Source organism: Streptomyces katrae (assembly GCF_000966975.1).
Taxonomy (GTDB): domain Bacteria; phylum Actinomycetota; class Actinomycetes; order Streptomycetales; family Streptomycetaceae; genus Streptomyces; species Streptomyces katrae.
The window spans coordinates 1-16,518 of the sequence record NZ_JZWV01000304.1 but is presented as its reverse complement, the minus strand read 5'-3'; the positions used below and the strand labels follow the sequence as shown (position 1 = coordinate 16,518).

At 74.8% G+C, this 16,518-nt stretch carries 15 protein-coding genes and 3 pseudogenes; 11 read left to right on the top strand and 7 right to left on the bottom strand.

Translation table 11 applies throughout. The features are described from left to right. Nucleotides 1-61: 61 nt before the first annotated feature. Nucleotides 62-658, bottom strand: a complete 597-nt coding sequence (locus VR44_RS12360; RefSeq protein WP_094191579.1) for a TetR/AcrR family transcriptional regulator — start codon at nt 656-658, stop codon at nt 62-64. A gap of 93 nt (nt 659-751) precedes the next feature. Between VR44_RS12360 and VR44_RS12355 the strand changes: the two genes are divergently transcribed. After that, nucleotides 752-1,540, top strand: coding sequence for an SDR family NAD(P)-dependent oxidoreductase (locus VR44_RS12355; protein ID WP_045947502.1), 789 nt, complete (start codon nt 752-754; stop codon nt 1,538-1,540). Nucleotides 1,541-1,620: 80 nt separating this feature from the next. On the opposite strand, the gene VR44_RS12350 is transcribed toward VR44_RS12355, so the two are convergent. Further along, the gene (locus VR44_RS12350; protein WP_107072505.1) at nt 1,621-3,297 is read right to left on the bottom strand and encodes a putative glycoside hydrolase; all 1,677 of its coding nucleotides are present in this window, start codon (nt 3,295-3,297) and stop codon (nt 1,621-1,623) included. A 164-nt stretch (nt 3,298-3,461) separates the two neighbouring features. On the opposite strand from VR44_RS12350, the gene VR44_RS12345 reads away from it, so the two are divergent. Then, a complete protein-coding gene (locus VR44_RS12345) occupies nt 3,462-4,478 on the top strand; it encodes a polysaccharide deacetylase family protein (RefSeq protein WP_045947498.1) in 1,017 nt (338 codons plus the stop codon). Nucleotides 4,479-4,501: 23 nt separating this feature from the next. Here the strand turns inward: VR44_RS12345 and VR44_RS12340 are convergent, their stop codons facing one another. Then, nucleotides 4,502-5,281, bottom strand: a complete 780-nt coding sequence (locus VR44_RS12340; protein ID WP_045947497.1) for an NAD(P)H-dependent oxidoreductase — start codon at nt 5,279-5,281, stop codon at nt 4,502-4,504. 138 nt (nt 5,282-5,419) lie between these two features. Between VR44_RS12340 and VR44_RS12335 the strand changes: the two genes are divergently transcribed. Beyond that, complete coding sequence (locus VR44_RS12335; protein WP_045947496.1) at nt 5,420-6,286, top strand: helix-turn-helix transcriptional regulator; 867 nt, start codon at nt 5,420-5,422, stop codon at nt 6,284-6,286. Between the two features lie 15 nt (nt 6,287-6,301). On the opposite strand, the pseudogene VR44_RS12330 reads toward VR44_RS12335, so the two are convergent. Continuing rightward, a pseudogene (locus VR44_RS12330) lies at nt 6,302-7,398 on the bottom strand (PP2C family protein-serine/threonine phosphatase). 89 nt (nt 7,399-7,487) lie between these two features. On the opposite strand from VR44_RS12330, the pseudogene VR44_RS42525 reads away from it, so the two are divergent. Beyond that, a pseudogene (locus VR44_RS42525) lies at nt 7,488-8,567 on the top strand (winged helix DNA-binding domain-containing protein); the annotation flags it as partial. A gap of 190 nt (nt 8,568-8,757) precedes the next feature. Here VR44_RS42525 and VR44_RS12315 read toward each other — a convergent pair. Then, entirely contained in the window at nt 8,758-9,144 is a 387-nt protein-coding gene (locus VR44_RS12315; protein ID WP_045947500.1) for a VOC family protein, read from the bottom strand. A 94-nt stretch (nt 9,145-9,238) separates the two neighbouring features. Between VR44_RS12315 and VR44_RS12310 the strand changes: the two genes are divergently transcribed. The 6 genes from VR44_RS12310 to VR44_RS12290 all read left to right on the top strand — a co-directional run bounded on the left by VR44_RS12310 (nt 9,239) and on the right by VR44_RS12290 (nt 13,150). Continuing rightward, entirely contained in the window at nt 9,239-9,934 is a 696-nt protein-coding gene (locus VR44_RS12310) for a response regulator transcription factor (protein ID WP_045947493.1), read from the top strand. 38 nt (nt 9,935-9,972) lie between these two features. Then, nucleotides 9,973-11,016, top strand: a complete 1,044-nt coding sequence (locus VR44_RS12305; RefSeq protein ID WP_425424498.1) for a histidine kinase dimerization/phospho-acceptor domain-containing protein — start codon at nt 9,973-9,975, stop codon at nt 11,014-11,016. Beyond that, entirely contained in the window at nt 10,968-11,393 is a 426-nt protein-coding gene (locus VR44_RS47080) for a sensor histidine kinase (protein WP_245691734.1), read from the top strand. The genes VR44_RS12305 and VR44_RS47080 overlap by 49 nt, the downstream gene beginning before the upstream one ends. Before the next feature lie 145 nt (nt 11,394-11,538). After that, the gene (locus VR44_RS12300) at nt 11,539-11,955 is read left to right on the top strand and encodes a hypothetical protein (RefSeq protein ID WP_045947492.1); all 417 of its coding nucleotides are present in this window, start codon (nt 11,539-11,541) and stop codon (nt 11,953-11,955) included. Further along, nucleotides 11,952-12,161, top strand: coding sequence for a hypothetical protein (locus VR44_RS12295; RefSeq protein ID WP_045947491.1), 210 nt, complete (start codon nt 11,952-11,954; stop codon nt 12,159-12,161). Before VR44_RS12300 ends, VR44_RS12295 begins: the two co-directional genes overlap by 4 nt. Before the next feature lie 170 nt (nt 12,162-12,331). After that, nucleotides 12,332-13,150, top strand: coding sequence for a peptidoglycan recognition protein family protein (locus VR44_RS12290; protein ID WP_045947490.1), 819 nt, complete (start codon nt 12,332-12,334; stop codon nt 13,148-13,150). A gap of 90 nt (nt 13,151-13,240) precedes the next feature. Here VR44_RS12290 and VR44_RS12285 read toward each other — a convergent pair whose 3' ends face one another. Beyond that, complete coding sequence (locus tag VR44_RS12285) at nt 13,241-14,209, bottom strand: hypothetical protein (RefSeq protein WP_052713570.1); 969 nt, start codon at nt 14,207-14,209, stop codon at nt 13,241-13,243. A 57-nt stretch (nt 14,210-14,266) separates the two neighbouring features. Then, nucleotides 14,267-15,876: pseudogene (locus VR44_RS12280) on the bottom strand (CocE/NonD family hydrolase). A gap of 197 nt (nt 15,877-16,073) precedes the next feature. On the opposite strand from VR44_RS12280, the gene VR44_RS12275 reads away from it, so the two are divergent. Then, nucleotides 16,074-16,518: TetR/AcrR family transcriptional regulator (locus VR44_RS12275; RefSeq protein ID WP_045947489.1), on the top strand; the 445-nt coding region annotated here is incomplete at its 3' end.

The window sequence follows — 16,518 nt, the reverse complement described above, 5'->3', positions numbered from 1 at the left end:
CCACAGGGGATGACCTGCGGCGAGGCCATTATCGACGGGCCGGCTCCCCCGCTCGGGCCGGCTACCGGTGGGGGCGGGCCAGACCGGTCAGCAGTACGTCCAGGGCCAGGTCGGTCGCCTCCGCCAGGGGGGTGTCGTCGAGCAGGGATCCCACCGCCAGCGTGGCCAGGCCGTGGACGGTGGAGAAGGCGACCTGGGCGAGCCGGGCCGGATCTCCCGGGCGGACCAGGCCCTCCGCCTGGGCCCGGGCGATCAGTCCGGCGGTGGTGTCGAGACTGCGGTGCCCGAGTTCCCTGAGCTCGGCGCTGGAGTCCTCGGCGTGCTTGGCGCTGAACATCAGGTCCAGCAGGGGCGCGTGGGCGACGGCGAACTCCACGTACGCCCGGCCCAGCCCCGCCAGCCGGGCCGGTACCGGCCCGGGCGCTTCGGCGGCGGCGCGCAGGCGCTCGTTCAGCCGGGTGAAACCGCTGACGGCGAGGGCGTCCAGCAGCGCCTGCCGGTCGCGGAAATGGCGGGACGGCGCGGCATGGCTCACGCCGAGGTCCCGGGCCAGGGCGCGCAGGGACAGGCCGTCCGCGCCCGACTCGGCCAGGACGGTCTCCGCGCGCTCCAGCAGAGCGGCCCTGAGGTTGCCGTGGTGGTAGGGCCCCTCGGTCAAGGCGGGCTCCCCTCTCCTGATGTTGTCATTGACTACAATGATGACGCCGCCTACATTCGAGACCATCGACACGTGGAAACGGAGCAGCCGACCATGCCTATGACATACCAGGGAACCGTGGCCCTGATCACCGGGGCGAGCGCGGGCCTCGGTGTCGAGTTCGCCCGCCAGTGGGCCGAACGCGGAGCGGACCTCGTCCTCGTCGCCCGCCGCCTCGACCGGCTGGAAGGGCTCGCGGCGGAGCTGGAGAAGCGCTACGGCGTCACGGCCCACGCGGTCGCCGCCGACCTCGCCCTGCCCGGCGCCGCGGCGGCGCTGCGCGCGGAGCTCGACGCGCGCGGGATCTCCGTCCAGACGCTGGTGAACAATGCAGGATTCGGCAGCCACGGCCCGTTCGCCCGGCAGGACCCCGCGCAGATCAACGAGATGATCCAGCTGAACGTCGTGGCGGTCACCGAGCTCACCCGGGCCTTCCTGCCCGACCTCGCGGCCGACGGCCGGGGCGCCCTGGTCACGGTCGCGAGCGCCGCGGCCTACCAGCCGACCCCGGCGATGGCGGTCTACGGCGCCACCAAGGCCTTCGTCCTGAGCTTCACCGAGGCCGTCGGCTACGAGACCCGGCACTCCCCCCTGCGGGTGCTCGCCGTGTCCCCGGGGCCGGTCAGCACCGAGTTCTTCGACGTCGTCGGCAGCCGTGACGCGGCCGTCGGCCGGATGGCCACCCCGGAGCAGGTGGTGACCGCGGCGCGCCGCGCGCTGGAGCGGAGCAAGACCCCGCCCAGCATCGTCGCCGGGCTCGCCAACCGCGTCTCCGCCCTCGCCGCGGCCCTGACGCCCCGGCGCGTCACCCTCGCGGTGTCGGGGCGGATCCTCAAGGCCTGACGCGCGCGGGCGGGCCCCCGGGACCGGGGACCCGCCCGCTCCGCGGCCGGCCGTCCCCCGGCGGAGGGCGGCCGGGGCCGTCAGTGCGCGGCGATCTGCTGGAGCGCCGATCCCTGGTAGCGGGCGCCCGCGTTCCAGAGGATGAAGGACTCCATCTTGTTGGCCTCGGCGGCCTTGATCTGCGCGGCCACCTCGGCCGGCCCGTAGGTGCTGCCCATCGAGAAGTCCTGCAGCCAGGGGACGATCTCGGTCTGCGTCCCCTTCGCCAGGCGGGCGAAGTCGGCGAGCGAGCGCTGCACGATCGCGTACGGGGAGGTGTCGGGCTGGGCGACGCCGTACTCCCCCGGCGCCCAGTGCGAGGGGTAGACCATCGGCGCCACGTAGTCGGCGACCTTGACCAGCGCGCCGATGTCCTGGGCGATCTCGGTGGGCCGGGTCGCGGCGATCCCGAAGACGGAGACGCCGAGGTACTTGGCCCGGGGACGCAGCGCGGTGCGGGTGTCGGCGACGAACGAGGTGATGGACTGCTCGGGGGTGGCGGCGCCGATGCCCGGGAAGCGCATCTGCGACAGCGGGCCGTCCGGGCGGCGCACGTAGTCGTAGAGGATGTCGTCGAAGCCGAGCCCGGCCGCTTCGACGGCGAGGTCCTGGTTGTACTTGCGGACCACGGGGTTCGCGAAGTTGGTGAAGGACAGGGCTCCGTAGTGGCCACCGTCGTAGGGCTGTCCGGACGGGGCCAGCACGAGCTGCTCCGGCTTGCCGGAGTGCCAGGAGGCGGCGGCGAGCTTGGGGTCGCGGAAGGCCACGATGCGGCCGATGACCTGCGCCCCGGCGGCGTGGATCTCGTCGATCGCCTTGCGGGCGTCGTAGTAGCCCTTGGCCGCGCCGATCCGGCGCGCCAGCGGCACCTGGGAGGCGTACCCGACCTCGCCGTCCTCGTCCTTGACGTCCAGTTCGACCGCGTTGAGCTTGCCGCTGCGGACCAGGGCGAGGACACCGCCGCGCAGCGAGTCGTCACCCCAGCCGATGGCGGTGATGTGCGCGGCGCGGATCATGGGACGGCGGCCGCGGGCGGACACGCTCCGGGTGGTGGTGTTCCCGGCGCGGTCCACCGCGGTGACCGTGACGAGCGGGGTGCCCTTGGGCACCGTGACCCGGAACATCCCGTTCCGGTCGAGGGGGACCTTCTTGCCGTTGACGGTGACTTCGGCGTCGGTGGAGGCGCTGCCCGTGACGGGCACGGGGGCGGCGGGGTCCTTGATCTGGGGGTCGGCCACCTTCAGCTCGGGCGGGGTGGTGTCGACGCTGAAGCCCACGACCTTGCGGTGCGGGGCGAAGGGGAGGCTGGTCGCGCCGTCCACCACCAGGGTGTGGGGGCCTTCCTTGAGGGGCGGGAGGGCGAGCCTGAGGCGGGCGCCCTCGGGAGTGAGGGGGACCGCCGCCCCGTCCAGGGTGGCGTGCAGTCCGTTGCCGCCGCGGGGGGCGCCGGCGGCGAGGTAGGCGCTGACCTGTGCGGCCGCGCGGCCGCCGAGGACGGCGCCGTCGCTGACGCCCTCGATCCCGGGGCCGGGGGCGAGGAAGGTCCAGGCCCCGAAGCCCGCCCCGGCCAGCGCGAGCGCCCCGGTCGTCGCTATGAGGGCGCGCCGGCGGGCCGGGCGGCGGAGACGGGAGGAGGGTCCGGGGTGCGGTATGCGGGTGCGGGACATCATGACGTCCTTCGTGCCGGGGGCGTGGTGCGGGCCGGATGTTGCCTCCATTCATTGCCGCTGCGCGTGCCGGTCGCCGCGCCGCGCCGACATTTCACGCGAACGGCCGCGAACGGCTCCGGCGTGGCGGCTACGCCATGCAGGGGACAGTGCGGTATGCGGGCTCCCTTCGCCGGTAGGTATGGCGCGACACCTTCGCCCCGGAGAGGCTCCCGATGCGCCACCCCCTCGTCCCGCTCGGCGCCCTGGCCGGCGCCGCCGCCCTGCTCGCCACCGGCTGTTCCACGGCTCCCTCCCCGGCCGGCGGGCAGCCCCCCGCCGCCGCCTCACGGGCGGCGGCCGCTCCCGTCGTCGCCCCGAAGAGCCCGGCCGAGGTGGGCGCCAACGAACTCGGCCAGGTGCCGGTGCTGATGTACCACCAGCTCACCGAGAAGCCGGCCAGTGTCTACGACCGCACCCCGGCCGATTTCCGTGCCGAGCTGGAGCGCCTGGCGCGGGAGGACTACGTGCCGGTGACCGCACGGGACTTCCAGACCGGCCGCATCGACATCCCGGCCGGCACGCACCCGGTGGTCCTCACCTTCGACGACTCGACCAACAGCCAGGTGCGGCTCGGCGCGGACGGCGCTCCGGCGCCGGACACGGCCGTCGCCATCCTGGCGGAGACGGCGAAGAAGCACCCCGCGTTCAAGCCGGTGGCGACCTTCTTCGTCAACGCGGACGCCTTCTCGGCCACGGGCTCCGCCAAGGCACTGACCTGGCTCAAGGACCACGGGTACGAGGTCGCCAACCACACCGGCCGGCACGAGAACCTGCACTCCCTGGACCGGGCGGGCGCCGAACGGGCGATCTCGGCCGGCCAGCAGGCGATCGAGCGGGCCGCGCCCGGGACGCGGGTCACCTCGCTCGCCCTGCCCTTCGGCGCCATGCCCGAGCCGGCCGGGACCGCCGTGCGGGGCACCGGCTACCACTACGACGGGGTGTACCTCGTGGGGGCCAACCCGTCGGTCTCGCCGTTCGCGAAGGGCTTCACCCCCGGCGCCATCCCCCGGATCCGCTCGGCGGGTCCGAAGGACGAGGACGCCGAGTTCGGCTCCTCGCGCTGGCTGGACAAGCTCGCCGCGGGCCACAGCCGGTACGTCTCGGACGGGGACCCCGCCACCGTGGCCTTCCCGCGCGCCGCGCAGAACGAGCTCGCGCCGGCCTTCGCGCAGCGGGCGCGGCCGTACTGAAACCCGCCCGCAGCGGCCTCCGTTCAGCCTCGGACGTGCAGCCCGAATCCGGTGCGTCCCGCCGGCTCCAGTCCCTCCTTCAGGTGCAGGGAGGGGATCTCGTAGTCGCCGGCGTTCTGCGGCCGGAACGCGATCGGCTCGGTCGACTCCAGGGTGAGCAGGCGCTGTTCCCAGGCCTTGGCGATCTCCGGGTAGTCCTCGTCGGTCAGCCGGTCCGTGCCGTACAGGACGAACGGCGGCAGCACCTCGATGCCCGGGTAGTAGAGGATCCCGTGGTGGATGGGAAAGAGCAGGTCCTCGATGGGGCCGTTGATCCCGCGGGCGGCGTAGTGCGGCTCCGGGCCGCCGGTGGTCACCGACAGCAGGGCCCTGCGGCCCGCGAGGGTGCCCTCGCCGAAGCGCTCCCCGTACTTGGTGTCGCTGTGCTCGCCGACGCCGTACGCGAAGCGGTAGGTGAACACCCGGTCCACCCAGCCCTTGAGGATCGCGGGCATCGAGTACCACCACAGCGGGAACTGGAAGATGACCGTGTCGGCCCAGAGCAGCTTCTCCTGCTCGGCGAGCACGTCGGGGGTCAGCGCCCCGGCCTCGAAGGCCCTGCCCGAGTCCAGGGCCGGCTTCAGCGGGCTGGAGGCGTGGACCCCGTAGTCCGCGGCGTCCACGACCGCCTTCCAGCCCATCGCGTACAGGTCGCTCACCCGTACCTCGTGGCCGGCGTTCTCCAGGGTGGACACGGCGAGGTCCTTCAGCGCGCCGTTGAGGGACCCCGGCTCGGGGTGGGCGTGGACGATGAGCGTCTTCATCGCAACTCCTTCGGATCGGATGCCTTCGATCCTGGGCGCTCCGGCGCCCGCCGTTCAGGGCCCGCGCTTCCGTAGGACGGGAGTTCCTGGTACTGGCAGGGCCACCCTTACGGGCGGCGGCGCGGCGATACTGGGCGCATGGACGATCTTGCGGGCTTCCTGCGGACCCGGCGCGCCCGGGTCGACCCGGCGGCCGCCGGGATACCCGTCGACAGCCGCCGGCGGGTCGAGGGGCTGCGCCGTGAGGAGGTCGCGCACCTGTCGGGCGTCAGCGTCGACTACTACGTACGCCTGGAGCAGGGCCGCGCGACCCAGCCCTCCGAGCAGGTCCTCGACGCGCTCGCCCGCGTCCTCGGCCTGGACGGGACCGAGCGCGGGCACCTGTACCGGCTCGCCCGGCAGCGCCGCCGGCGCGTGAAGACGCCGGGCGGGCGGGTCCGGCCGGAACTGCTGCGCGTCCTCGGCCTGGTGACCGGCGCACCCGCGCTGATCATGGACCACCGCCTCGACGTGCTCGCCGGGAACCGGCTGGCGGAGCTCCTGTTCGGACGGCCGCTGTCGGCGCTGAACATCGCCCGGAACCTCTTCCTGGAGGAGGCCGAGCACGGTCTGTACGCGGAGTGGGAGTCGTGCACCCTCGACGTCGTCGGGCACCTGCGCCTGGCCGCCGGCACCTACCCGGACGATCCCCGGCTGGCCTCGCTGATCGGCGAACTGGCGATGGGCAGCGAGCGGTTCCGCCGCCTGTGGGCCCGGGCCGACGTACGGGCCCGTACGCACGGGCGCAGGGCGTACCGGCATCCGGTGGTCGGGCTGCTGGAACTGCACCAGGAGAACTTCGCGCTGCCCGACGAGTCGGGCATGGAGCTGCTGGTGCTCTCCGCGGCCCCCGGCAGCCCCGCCGAGGACGGGCTGCGCCTGCTCGCCGGTCTGGGGGCGGACGACGGGGGCTCCGCGCAGCCCGCCCCGGCGCGCCCGCGGCCGACAGCCGTCACCGATGGCTAGGGGGCGTCCGGCGGATCAGCCGGGACAGTTGCCGTCCGGGGGCTCGCGCAGGCGTACGGCGAGGGCGGCGATGTCGTCGTCGAGGTCTCCTCTGCTGTATCGCAGGAGATCGCGGTGCAGGGCCGTGAGCAGCTCGCGGGGCGGGGTGGGGGGCTGTCCGCGCATCCAGGAGGCCAGCGGGAAGAACTCCCCGTCGCGGGCCCGGGTCTCGGCGATCCCGTCGGTGTAGAGGAGCAGCAGGTCGCCGGTGCCGAGGGCGAAGGTGTCCACGTGGTAGTGGCCGCCGAGCAGTTCCGCGAGGCTGAGCAGGGGCGAGGGGGTTTCGGGTTCGAGGACCCGGATTCCGTCACCGGTCAGCAGCAGTGGCGGCGGGTGTCCGCAGTTGAGGATGTCGATGGGATTTCGGCGAGCAGCGCGGTGGCGAACCGCTCCATCGGCTCGTCGGGGGGAAAGGCGGCGTTGTAACGGGTGCTGCTCGCGTCCAGCCTGCGTGCGACGTCGACCAGTGCGGCATCGTCGTAGGCCGACTCCCGGAAGGCGTTCACGATCGCCGCGGCCGCTCCGACGGCGGGCAGGCCCTTGCCCCGGACGTCGCCGATCAGCAGCCTGACCCCGAAGGGGGTGTCGACCACCTCGTAGAAGTCCCCGCCGATCCGGGCCTCCGCCGCGGCCGCGAGGTACAGCGACTCGATCTCGACGTCGCCCAGGCGGCGGGGCAGCGGACTCAGCACCACCTGCTGGGCCGCGTCGGCCACGAGCCGCACCTGGAAGAGGGTGCGCTCCCGCTGGAGCCGCAGGTGGCTCCCGTAGGCCGCGGCCACCGTGACGGCGATGATCCCGGCGGCCGTCCACCAGGTCCCCAGGTCGGGGAAGACGAAGCTGAGGCCGATCATCAGCAGGAGGCAGACCGTGCCGAGCAGGACGGTGGGGAGCACCGGCCACATCGCGGCGGCCAGGGCCGGCGCCGCGGGCAGGAGCCGGCTGAAGGCCATCTCGGGCGGGGTGGCGTAGGCCAGGCTGGCGATCACGACGGTCAGGAAGACCGGCGACAGCCGCACGAGGCTCCCCCGACCGTAACGCCGGGGGAGCCGCGGCCGTCCGGACTCGATCACCCTGTCAGGATATCCACGCAATACAGGCATAGCGCCTTGAACGGATCCGGAGCGGTTCGTGACCCATTGAGGACGGGAGATGTCCGCAAATGGGTCTAGCGTGTGTCCCCCACCCTGTCCTGTCCGCTCCGATCCGAAGGGACGGCCCATGGCGGCCGCGAGCCCGCCACCCGGCACCTGACATGAATCCGACCCGGCCGAAGATCACCGACGAGCACCGCCGCCGGCTGCTCACCGCCCGCCACCGGCTCACCCCGGGCACCAGGGCCGAGACGCCCGAGCAGGTCGTCGACGCGCTGGTCGCCCTGCACGCCACGGACGCGGCCAGCGTCCACCTCAGCCTGGCCGCCCGCCTGGTCACCCCGTCGGTGGCCGAGGTGGAGCGGGCCCTCTACACCGACCACACCCTGGTGCGGATGCTGTGCATGCGCCGCACCATGTTCGTCGTGCCGCGCGCCCTGGCCGCCGTGGTCGACGCCTCCACCGCCCGTACCGTCGCGGCCCGGGAACGCCGCAACCTCCTCAAGGTGCTGGGCGAGCAGCTCGGCCACGACGCGCGCTGGCTCGCGGACACCGAGGAGGCCGTCCTCGCCCTGCTCGCGGGGCGGGGCGAGGCCTCCGCCGCCCAGCTCTCCGCGGCCGAGCCCCGGCTGCGCGAGCAGCTCGTCATGGCGCCGGGGAAGCCGTACGAGTCCCGACCGCGCCTGACCAGCCGCGTCCTGTCGGTGCTGGCCGCCGAGGGCCGGATCCGGCGCGGCCGTCCGCTGGGCAGCTGGGCCTCCTCCCAGTTCCGCTGGACGCTCGCCGAACCGCATGCCGAGCTCCCCGCCGAGCAGGCCCGGGCCGAACTGGCCACCGCCTATCTCGGCGCCTTCGGGCCCGTCACCACCGAGGACCTGCGGTGGTGGACCGGCTGGACCCTGACCGACACCCGCAAGGCCCTCGCCCTGACGCACGCCGTCGAGGTGGAGCTGGCCTGCGGCCCGGGCCACGCCCTGCCCGAGCACGTCGAGGCCCCGGCGGCCCCCCGGCCCGGCGCGGCCCTGCTGCCGGCGCTCGACCCGACGCCGATGGGCTGGCGGCACCGCGACTGGTACCTCGACCCGGCCCACGTCCCCGAGCTGTTCGACCGGTACGGCAACGTCGGCCCCACCGTGTGGTGGGAGGGCCGGATCGTCGGCGGCTGGGCCCAGCGCCCGGACGGCGAGATCGTCACCCGGCTCCTGCCGGGCGCCCGCACCGGCCGCGAGAGCCGAGGCGGAGCGGCTGGCCGCCTTCTTCGGCGACCTGCGCGTCCGCCCCGGCTTCCGCACGCCGCTGGAGCGGCGCCTCGCGGACGGGGACTGACCCGCGGGGCGGTCAGGGACGGAAGCGCAGGGGGTGGTCCGCCGGTACCTCCACCACGGCGATGCGTACGCCGTCGGGGTCCGCGATCCACATCTCGATCAGCCCCCAGGGCTCCTGCCGCGGCGGCCGCAGCACCTCGGCACCCCGCTCCAGGAGCTCGCGGTGGGCCGCTTCCACATCCTCCACCTGGAGCCACAGCCGCAGTCCGGGCGCCGGCGGCGCGTCGGCGCGGCCCGACAGTTCGAGGAACCCGCCGCCGAGGAAGTAGACCGTGCCGCGCTCGGGGCCGGTCCCGAACTCGCGGTGGACGGCGAGGCCCAGGGTGGCGCCGTAGAAGGCGCGGGAACGCTCGGGATCCGTGGGGCTCAGCAGGATCCTGCTGCCCAGTACGTGAACCATGGACCCACTGTGCCGCATACCCGCGTCCGGGCGGCGCCGGCTCCTGTGAGAGGGTCGTGGCCGGTCCGGAGCGGGGCGGGGTGCGGGAGGCGGCATGAACACGGCAGTGGTGCTCGTGGCGGACGACGACGCCGCCATCCGGCGGTCGCTGGAGCGCGGGCTGCGGCTGAGCGGATTCACCCTCGCCGAGGACGGACCGGGCGCGCTCGCGCAGGCCGGCTCCAGGTCGCCCGACGTGCTCGTCCTGGATGTGTCCATGCCGGGGCTGACGGGCACCGAGGTGTGCCGGAGCCTGCGGGCCCGCGGGGACGAGACCCCCGTGCTGATGCTGTCGGCGCTGGACGAACTGGCCGACCGGGTGGCCGGGCTGCAGGCCGGCGCCGACGACTACCTGGTCAAGCCCTTCGCGCTGGAGGAGCTGGTGCTGCGCCTGCACGCCCTGCTGCGGCGCAGCCCGGCGCGCGGCGGGCGCGACGTCCTGCGCGCCGGACCGCTGGAGCTGGACCAGGCGACCCGGCAGGTGCACCACGGCGGGGCGGAGGTGCACCTGACCCGCCGGGAGTTCGAGCTGCTGGCCGCCCTGGTGCGCAACGCGGGCATCGTGCTGACCCGGGACCAGCTGCTGGACCGGGTGTGGGGCTACGACTTCGAGGTGCGCACCGACGCGGTCGACACCTTCGTCAGCTACCTGCGCCGCAAGCTGGAGGAGGGCGGGCGGCCCCGGCTGATCCACACCGTGCGCGGCGTCGGCTTCGTGCTGCGGGCGCCGGGCGCGGGGAGCGGGTCGTGAAGCTCGCCACCCGGATCGCGCTCTCGGTCACGGTGGTCATGCCGCTGCTGGTGCTGGCCGCGGGTCTGCTGGTGCTCGGGCTCGTCAGCCGCGACCTGCGCCAGCAGCAGGACGCGCGCCTGCGGGACCGGGCCGCTGCCGTGCTGCCCGACGCCCGGGCCCTGCTGGCCGCCGAGCGGAGCGGCCGGCCGAAGGCGGAGCAGAACCAGCACCGCAAGGTGCTCGGCGACGCCCTCGACACGGGGATCCGGGTGCGCGGTGCGGACGGCACGACCGTTCTGGAGGGCGGCCCGCAGCCCGACGCGGCGGTGCGGCTGCCGGACCGGACCCCGGACGGCCCCGTCACGGTCCGCGCCAAGGGGCACGCCTGGCGGGTCCTCAGCCTGCCGGTGACCGGCGCCGCGCCGGGGAACCTGTGGATCTACTCACCCGCTTCCAGCACGGATCCGCAGGTCGCCGCCGTCCGGCGGCGGGTGCTGCTCGTGGCCCTGCTGGCCGCCCCCGTGTCCGGGCTCCTCGCGTACGGACTGGCGGGGCGGGCGACCGCCTCCGTCCGGAACCTGAGCCGGCGGGCCGCCGCGCTGGACCCGGCCGCGGGGGCGGCGGCCTTCGCCGGGACGCCCGTGAAGATCGCCGAGGTCGACGAGCTGTCCGCGGCCATCGGCCAGCTCCTGACCCGCTACGACGAGCAGGCGGCGCGGACCGCGCAGGCGCTGGAGACCGCCCGCTCCTTCTCGTCCGCCGCCTCCCACGAGCTGCGCACACCGCTGATGAGCATGCAGACGGACCTCGACGTGCTGGCCGCCCACCCCGACCTCTCCCCCGGTGAACGGGCCGAGGTGGTGCGGGACCTGCGCAGCGACCACGCCCGGCTGCTCGAACTGCTCGCCGCCCTGCGGATGCTGGCGCTCGGCGACCTGGTGGAGGTCTCGTCCTTCGCCCCGACCGACCTGTGCGAGCTGGTGGACGCGGCCGCCGGCGAGGCGGCCCNGAGGGGGCCCGCCGGCACGGGGGGACGGGTCTGGAGCTGGACGTGGAGCTGCCGGCGGAGCTGCGGGTGTTCGGCTGGGACTCCGGCCTGAAGATCATGCTCGACAACCTGCTGCGCAACGCGGTGGTCCACGGCCACCAGCCGGGGGAGCCGCCCCGGGTGAGGGTCCGGCTGCGCGCGCGGGGCGGCTCCGCCGTGCTGACGGTGGCCGACGAGGGGCCGGGGGTGCCGGCCGGCGAACGCGAGGCCGTCTTCGGCCGGTTCCACCACCGGCCCGGCAGCCCGGGCTCCGGCCTGGGGCTGACGCTGGTGGCCCAGCAGGCCGCGCTGCACCGGGGCACGGTCACCCTGGGCGAAGTGCCCGGCGGGCCGGGGGCCCGCTTCGAGGTGCGGCTCCCGCTGGTCTCGGACGAGGAGCCGACGCTGCGGCTGCCCGCCCGGCGCGACTGGATCTCCCGGGGCGGCTGACCGGCCCGCACCGGCCGGGAGGGGCCGGGAGGGGTGCGGTGCACCCGGTGCCTGCGGTCACAAGGAATCCACAAAAAGGCTCCCTAGCGTCCTGTCCGGCCGGTGCACCCACGCTCCGGCCCGTCGCACCGAAGGGAACACCACCATGCTCGCGAACCGTAGGACCGCCGCCGCGATCGGCGCCGTCGCCCTGGCCGGTGCACTGCTGTCCGCAGGCCCCGCGCAGGCCGACAGTGCTTCGCCGAGCCCGTCCGCGCCGGCGAAGGCCGCGAAGCAGGCGCCGAAGGGCGATGGCGCCAAGGCCATCTGCAAGCGCCTGCCGAAGACCGAGTCCCGGATCGGCACGGCCCTGAACCGGCTGAACGGCGACGCCACCGTCCCCGGCTCGATCGCCCGGCTGGAGCAGCGCGTCACCGAGGCCAAGAACGCGGGCCACACCGAGATCCAGACCTACCTGAACGACCGTCTGACGTTCCGCAAGAGCCTGGTGACGACCCTGCAGAAGCGCCAGGAGGACCTGAAGGCCGTCTCCACCTGGTGCACCGCGCAGGGGTCCAAGTGAGGTCCGCCCGCCGCGGCGCCGCACTCGCCGCCCTCGCGGCCGGGGCCGTCCTGCTGCTGACCGGCTGCGGCGGAGGCGGGAACGCCCACCCGAAGGCGGAGCAGTCGGCGGGGGCCGACGGCCAGGCCGCGGACATGCAGGCGAAGCTGGACGCCGCCGAGAACGCCGCCGCCCAGGCGGACGCGGACGCCTCGCAGAACAACTGACCGGCCCTCAGCGCCGACGGCCCGCTGCGGGAGTACCGGGCGGGCCGTCAGCGTACGGCGGGCCGTCCCCCGAAGGGGACCATCCGGGCGGGCCGTCGGAGCGCCTGCGTGCCCCGCGCGGTCCGGTCCCTTTCCATGGGTGCCCGTCCCCCACCGGAACAGGCGGCCCCATGACGTCCACCCCCTCCCACCGGTTCTCCCGCCGCAGCGTGGTCCTCGCCGCGCTGACGCTCGGATCCGCCGGCCTCCTGCCCGCCACGGCCCGCGCCGCCACCGGCGGCGGGGCGCCCGGGGGCCGCGGGGGCTTCACGGTGCCCGAGATCACCCCCTGCGCCGGCTGGGGAGCCCGGGAGCCCTCCGAGGACGTCGTGGTCCTCGCCGCCCGCCCCGAGCGGATCATCGTCCACCACACGGCCACGGCGAACGTCACCGACTACTCGCGGGAACGGGCCCACGCCCTGGCCCGGGCCGTCCAGACCTACCACATGGACATGCAGGGCTGGATCGACACCGGCCAGCACTTCACCGTCAGCCGGGGCGCCTTCGTCCTGGAGGGCCGGCACAACAGCCTGTCCACGCTCGGCGCCGGCGACGAACTGGTGCGGGCCGCCCACTGCGTGGGCCAGAACAGCGTGGCCATCGGGATCGAGACCGAGGGCACCTACACGTCCGAGGAGCCTCCCACGGCGCAGTTCGCCGCCCTCGCCGACCTGTGCGCCCACGTCTGCCGCCAGTACGGGGTCCCCGCCTCGGAGATCTACGGGCACCGGGACTTCAACAGCACCGCCTGCCCCGGCGACAGGCTGTACGCGCTGCTGCCCAAGCTGCGCCAGGACGTGGCCCGCCGGCTCGGGGACGACCTCGGGGTACCGGTGCCGCGCCGGCCCGCGCACCTCCCGGCCGACTGGGCCGCGGACCCGGAGGCCGTCGCCCGCGCCCTGACGGAGTACCTGCCCGAGGGCCTGCTCGGCCCGGCACTCCCCCGCTGACGGACCGGCCGGCCCGCTGCTCCCGGCCTCACGGTCCTGGCCGGCCGCCCGGCCCACCGCGCCGCCGGGGTACGAGAGCCCCGGGGGCCGTCAGCGGCCGAGGGCCCCTCGGACCGTCAGCCCGTGCCGGCGGCCCAGGCGGCGCAGCTCCCACCAGGACAGTGCCGTGACGGTGACGGGGGCGCCGAGGATGAAGACCGTCCGGACGGCCGCCGGGACCTGGGGATAGGCGCCCGTGACCACGTCCAGCAGCGCCATCTCCCACACCAGGACTCCGGCGAGGAGCGGTGGCAGCACCTCGTGGATGTCGGCGGTGCGGAAGACATGGACGAGGGAGAGGCCGATGCCGTACAGCGCGAAACCGAGCGACCAGAAGCAGAGCACGCCGATGACGATCTTCCCGGGCAGCCCGACGGCTTCGCGCAGTCCCGCCGACTCCGGCGCCATCGCCAGGGGGAAGGTGGCCATCGACGCCATGACGGCCAGGACCGAGCCGAGCGGACGCAGGGCCCGGCGCAGGTAGAGGCCGCGCAGGGGGCCGCGGGCGGCGGCCACGAACGCGCCGACGACCACGGGGAAGGTGCAGACGAGGACCAGGACGCTGGACCAGCTCTGGCCGAAGCGATCGTCCGCGGCGGCCTTGACGTCGGCGGCACTCACGACGCCCTTGTAGGTGAGCGTCAGCCCCACCCAGGCGACCAGGCCCAGCACGGTCCGCCACAGCTGGAGCACGCGGACCCGGGGGTCGTGCACGATCCCGGCCCGTGAGGGGCGGAAGGTCCGCTGCGCGGCGTGGAAGGGGTTGAGGATCCCGCGCAGGATCTTGCGGCCGCGCGAGGGTTCGACGTGCGGCGGCGCGGCCGGGGGCGGCGGCAGGTGCGCGGGGTACGGGGAGTGGGGCCCGGCCTGCGGCGGGACCGGCTGCGCGTAGGGGTTCGCCTGCGGCGGATACGGCGGGTACGGGTACCCCTGCGGCGGCGGGGTGCCCTGGGGAGGCCGTCCGGCCGGCGGCGGACCGCCTCCCGGAGCCCCGAAACCGCCGTCGTGGTACCCGCTCATCGCCGCCCCGTCCCGCCCTGCCCTGTCCGACCGATGGCACGCATGGTACCGACGGGCTCACCCCTCGGGGGACTCCGGCCGCCGCGCGGTCAGGGCCGAATCCGTGTGCAGGGTGACGCGCACCGGGGTGAAGGCCACCGCGTCCAGCGGGAGTTCCCCGGTGCCGGGGTTGCGGGCGTAGCGGGGGTGGGCTCCCGCGCTGATCTGCCAGCGCATGCGGTGGCCGGCGGCGAAGCGGTGGGCGGTGGCGCCCATCGGGACGGATATCCGCGCTTCCTCCCCCGACTCCGCGCGGACCCGGCCCAGGCCGTCGCAGACGTTGACGGAACGCCCCTGGGGGTCCACGTCGCACAGGCGGGTGAAGACGTCGGCGTGCCCGGTGTCGGTGGAGACCGTCAGCCGTGCGGAGACCGGCCCCATGAGGTCCAGCGGCTCGGCCAGGGGCGGGCCGGTGAAGGTCAGGACGTCGTCACGGGACTCCAGGGCGGCGTTGTCACGCGGTCCGGCGGTGCGGGAGAGCAGCGGGCCGCCGAGGGAGGGGGTGGGGTCGGCCGGGTCGTAGCGGAAGGCGGCCAGCGGCGCGCCGTCCGTGGGGCCTGCCCGATGAGGTGTCCGCCCGGGGCGGCGTACCAGGTGGTGTCGGTCCCCGGCGGCGGCCAGGCCGCCAGGTCCCGCCAGGGGTCTTCGCCGCCGAGGTGGACGCGCACGGGCGTGGGCCGCAGACCGGACGGGTCCCCGCAGAGGTGGGCGCGCAGCCAGGCCAGGCTTTCGCCGAACACTTCGGGCCAGCCCCGCTGGAAGGCGGAGGTGTGCGTCCACGGGCCGACGAGCAGGGTGGTGTCGCAGCCGGCGCGCCGCAGCCGGGCGTACTGGTCGAGGGTCTGTCCGGCGAGTGCGTCGTGCCAGCCGCCGATCAGGGCGGTGGGCACCCGGAGCCGGTCCGCCGCCTCGGCGAGCGAGGCACCCCGCCAGTAGGGGTCGTCGGCGTCCGGGTGCGCCATCGCCTGGTCCAGCCAGGGGATTTCACCCCCGAGGGCGCGGACGTGCCCTCCGCGCAGGGGCTGTGCCCCGGTCGCCTCGCGCAAACGGCGTTGCAGGCGCAGGGTGGCCTTCATGAAGGGCAGGGCGCCCTGGTGCTGGTAGGTCATGCCCAGGGCGACGACGAGGGCGTTCTCCAGTTGCAGCGCGCCGTCCGTGTGGAAGAGGGCCCGGGGGTCGTGCAGGCCCACCTGTACGACCATCGCCTTCAGTTCCGGCGGCGGGTCGAGGGCGAGGGCCCATTGCACGTAGCCGAGGTAGCTGGGGCCCACGGTCCCCAGTCTTCCGTCGAACCAGGGCTGTTCGCGCAGCCAGGCGACGGTGGCCTGGCCGTCGGCCGCCTCGTTGCGCCACAGGTGGAACTCGCCGCCCGAGCCTCCGGTGCCGCGGCAGCTCTGCACGACCACGTGGAAGCCCTGCTCGGCGAGGAGCAGGCCGTACATGGGGGACCAGGGGATGCCCCGGCCGTAGGGCGAGCGGACCAGGAGGGTGGGGAAGTCGCCTTCCGCCCGGGGGAACCAGTGGTCGGTGAGCAGGGGGCTGCCGTCGGCGGCGGGCACCACCAGTCCCGGTTCCCACCCGGCCGGGTGGCGTGGGGCCGGCAGCCCGCGCCATGTCGCCCTCATCATCCGGGAGGACAGCGGCGGCTTTCCGGCCGGCGGGATCCAGGCGGGGCCGGCTGCGGCTTCGGCGCCGGACCCGGCGCGGGGCGTGCGTGCAGGCATCTCTCTCCTCCATCTATTCCCGTACGATGTACGAGAATAGATCATGCTTGGATGACCTGGCGACACCCGCCCCGAAGGCCACCGACAGGGAGTGCGAGACGATGCCCGGCGAGACCATGCCCGGCGAGGGAAAGTCCGGCGAGGGAAGGTCCGGCGCCGGCGGCGTCGACCCCGAACGGCTCTGGCTGCGTCCCGCCGAGCCGCGCAGGGGCCGCCGGCCCTCCTTCACCCGGGAGGCGATCACCGTCGCGGCCGTCGCGGTGGCGGACGCCGAGGGGCTGGAGGCCGTCACCATGCGGCGCGTGGCGGCCGAGGTCGGCGCCGGCGTCATGTCGCTCTACAGCTACGCCCCCGACAAGGAGACGCTGCTGGAGCTGATGGTCGACCACGTCAGTGCCGAGCTGGCGGTCCCGGCTCCGCCGACCGGGGACTGGCGCGCGGGCCTGAAGGCCGTCGCCCGCCTGCAGCGCGCCCACATGCTGCGCCATCCCTGGCTGCCCGCGGCCCTGTCCACCCGGCGCTCGCCGGGCCCCAACACGCTGGCCT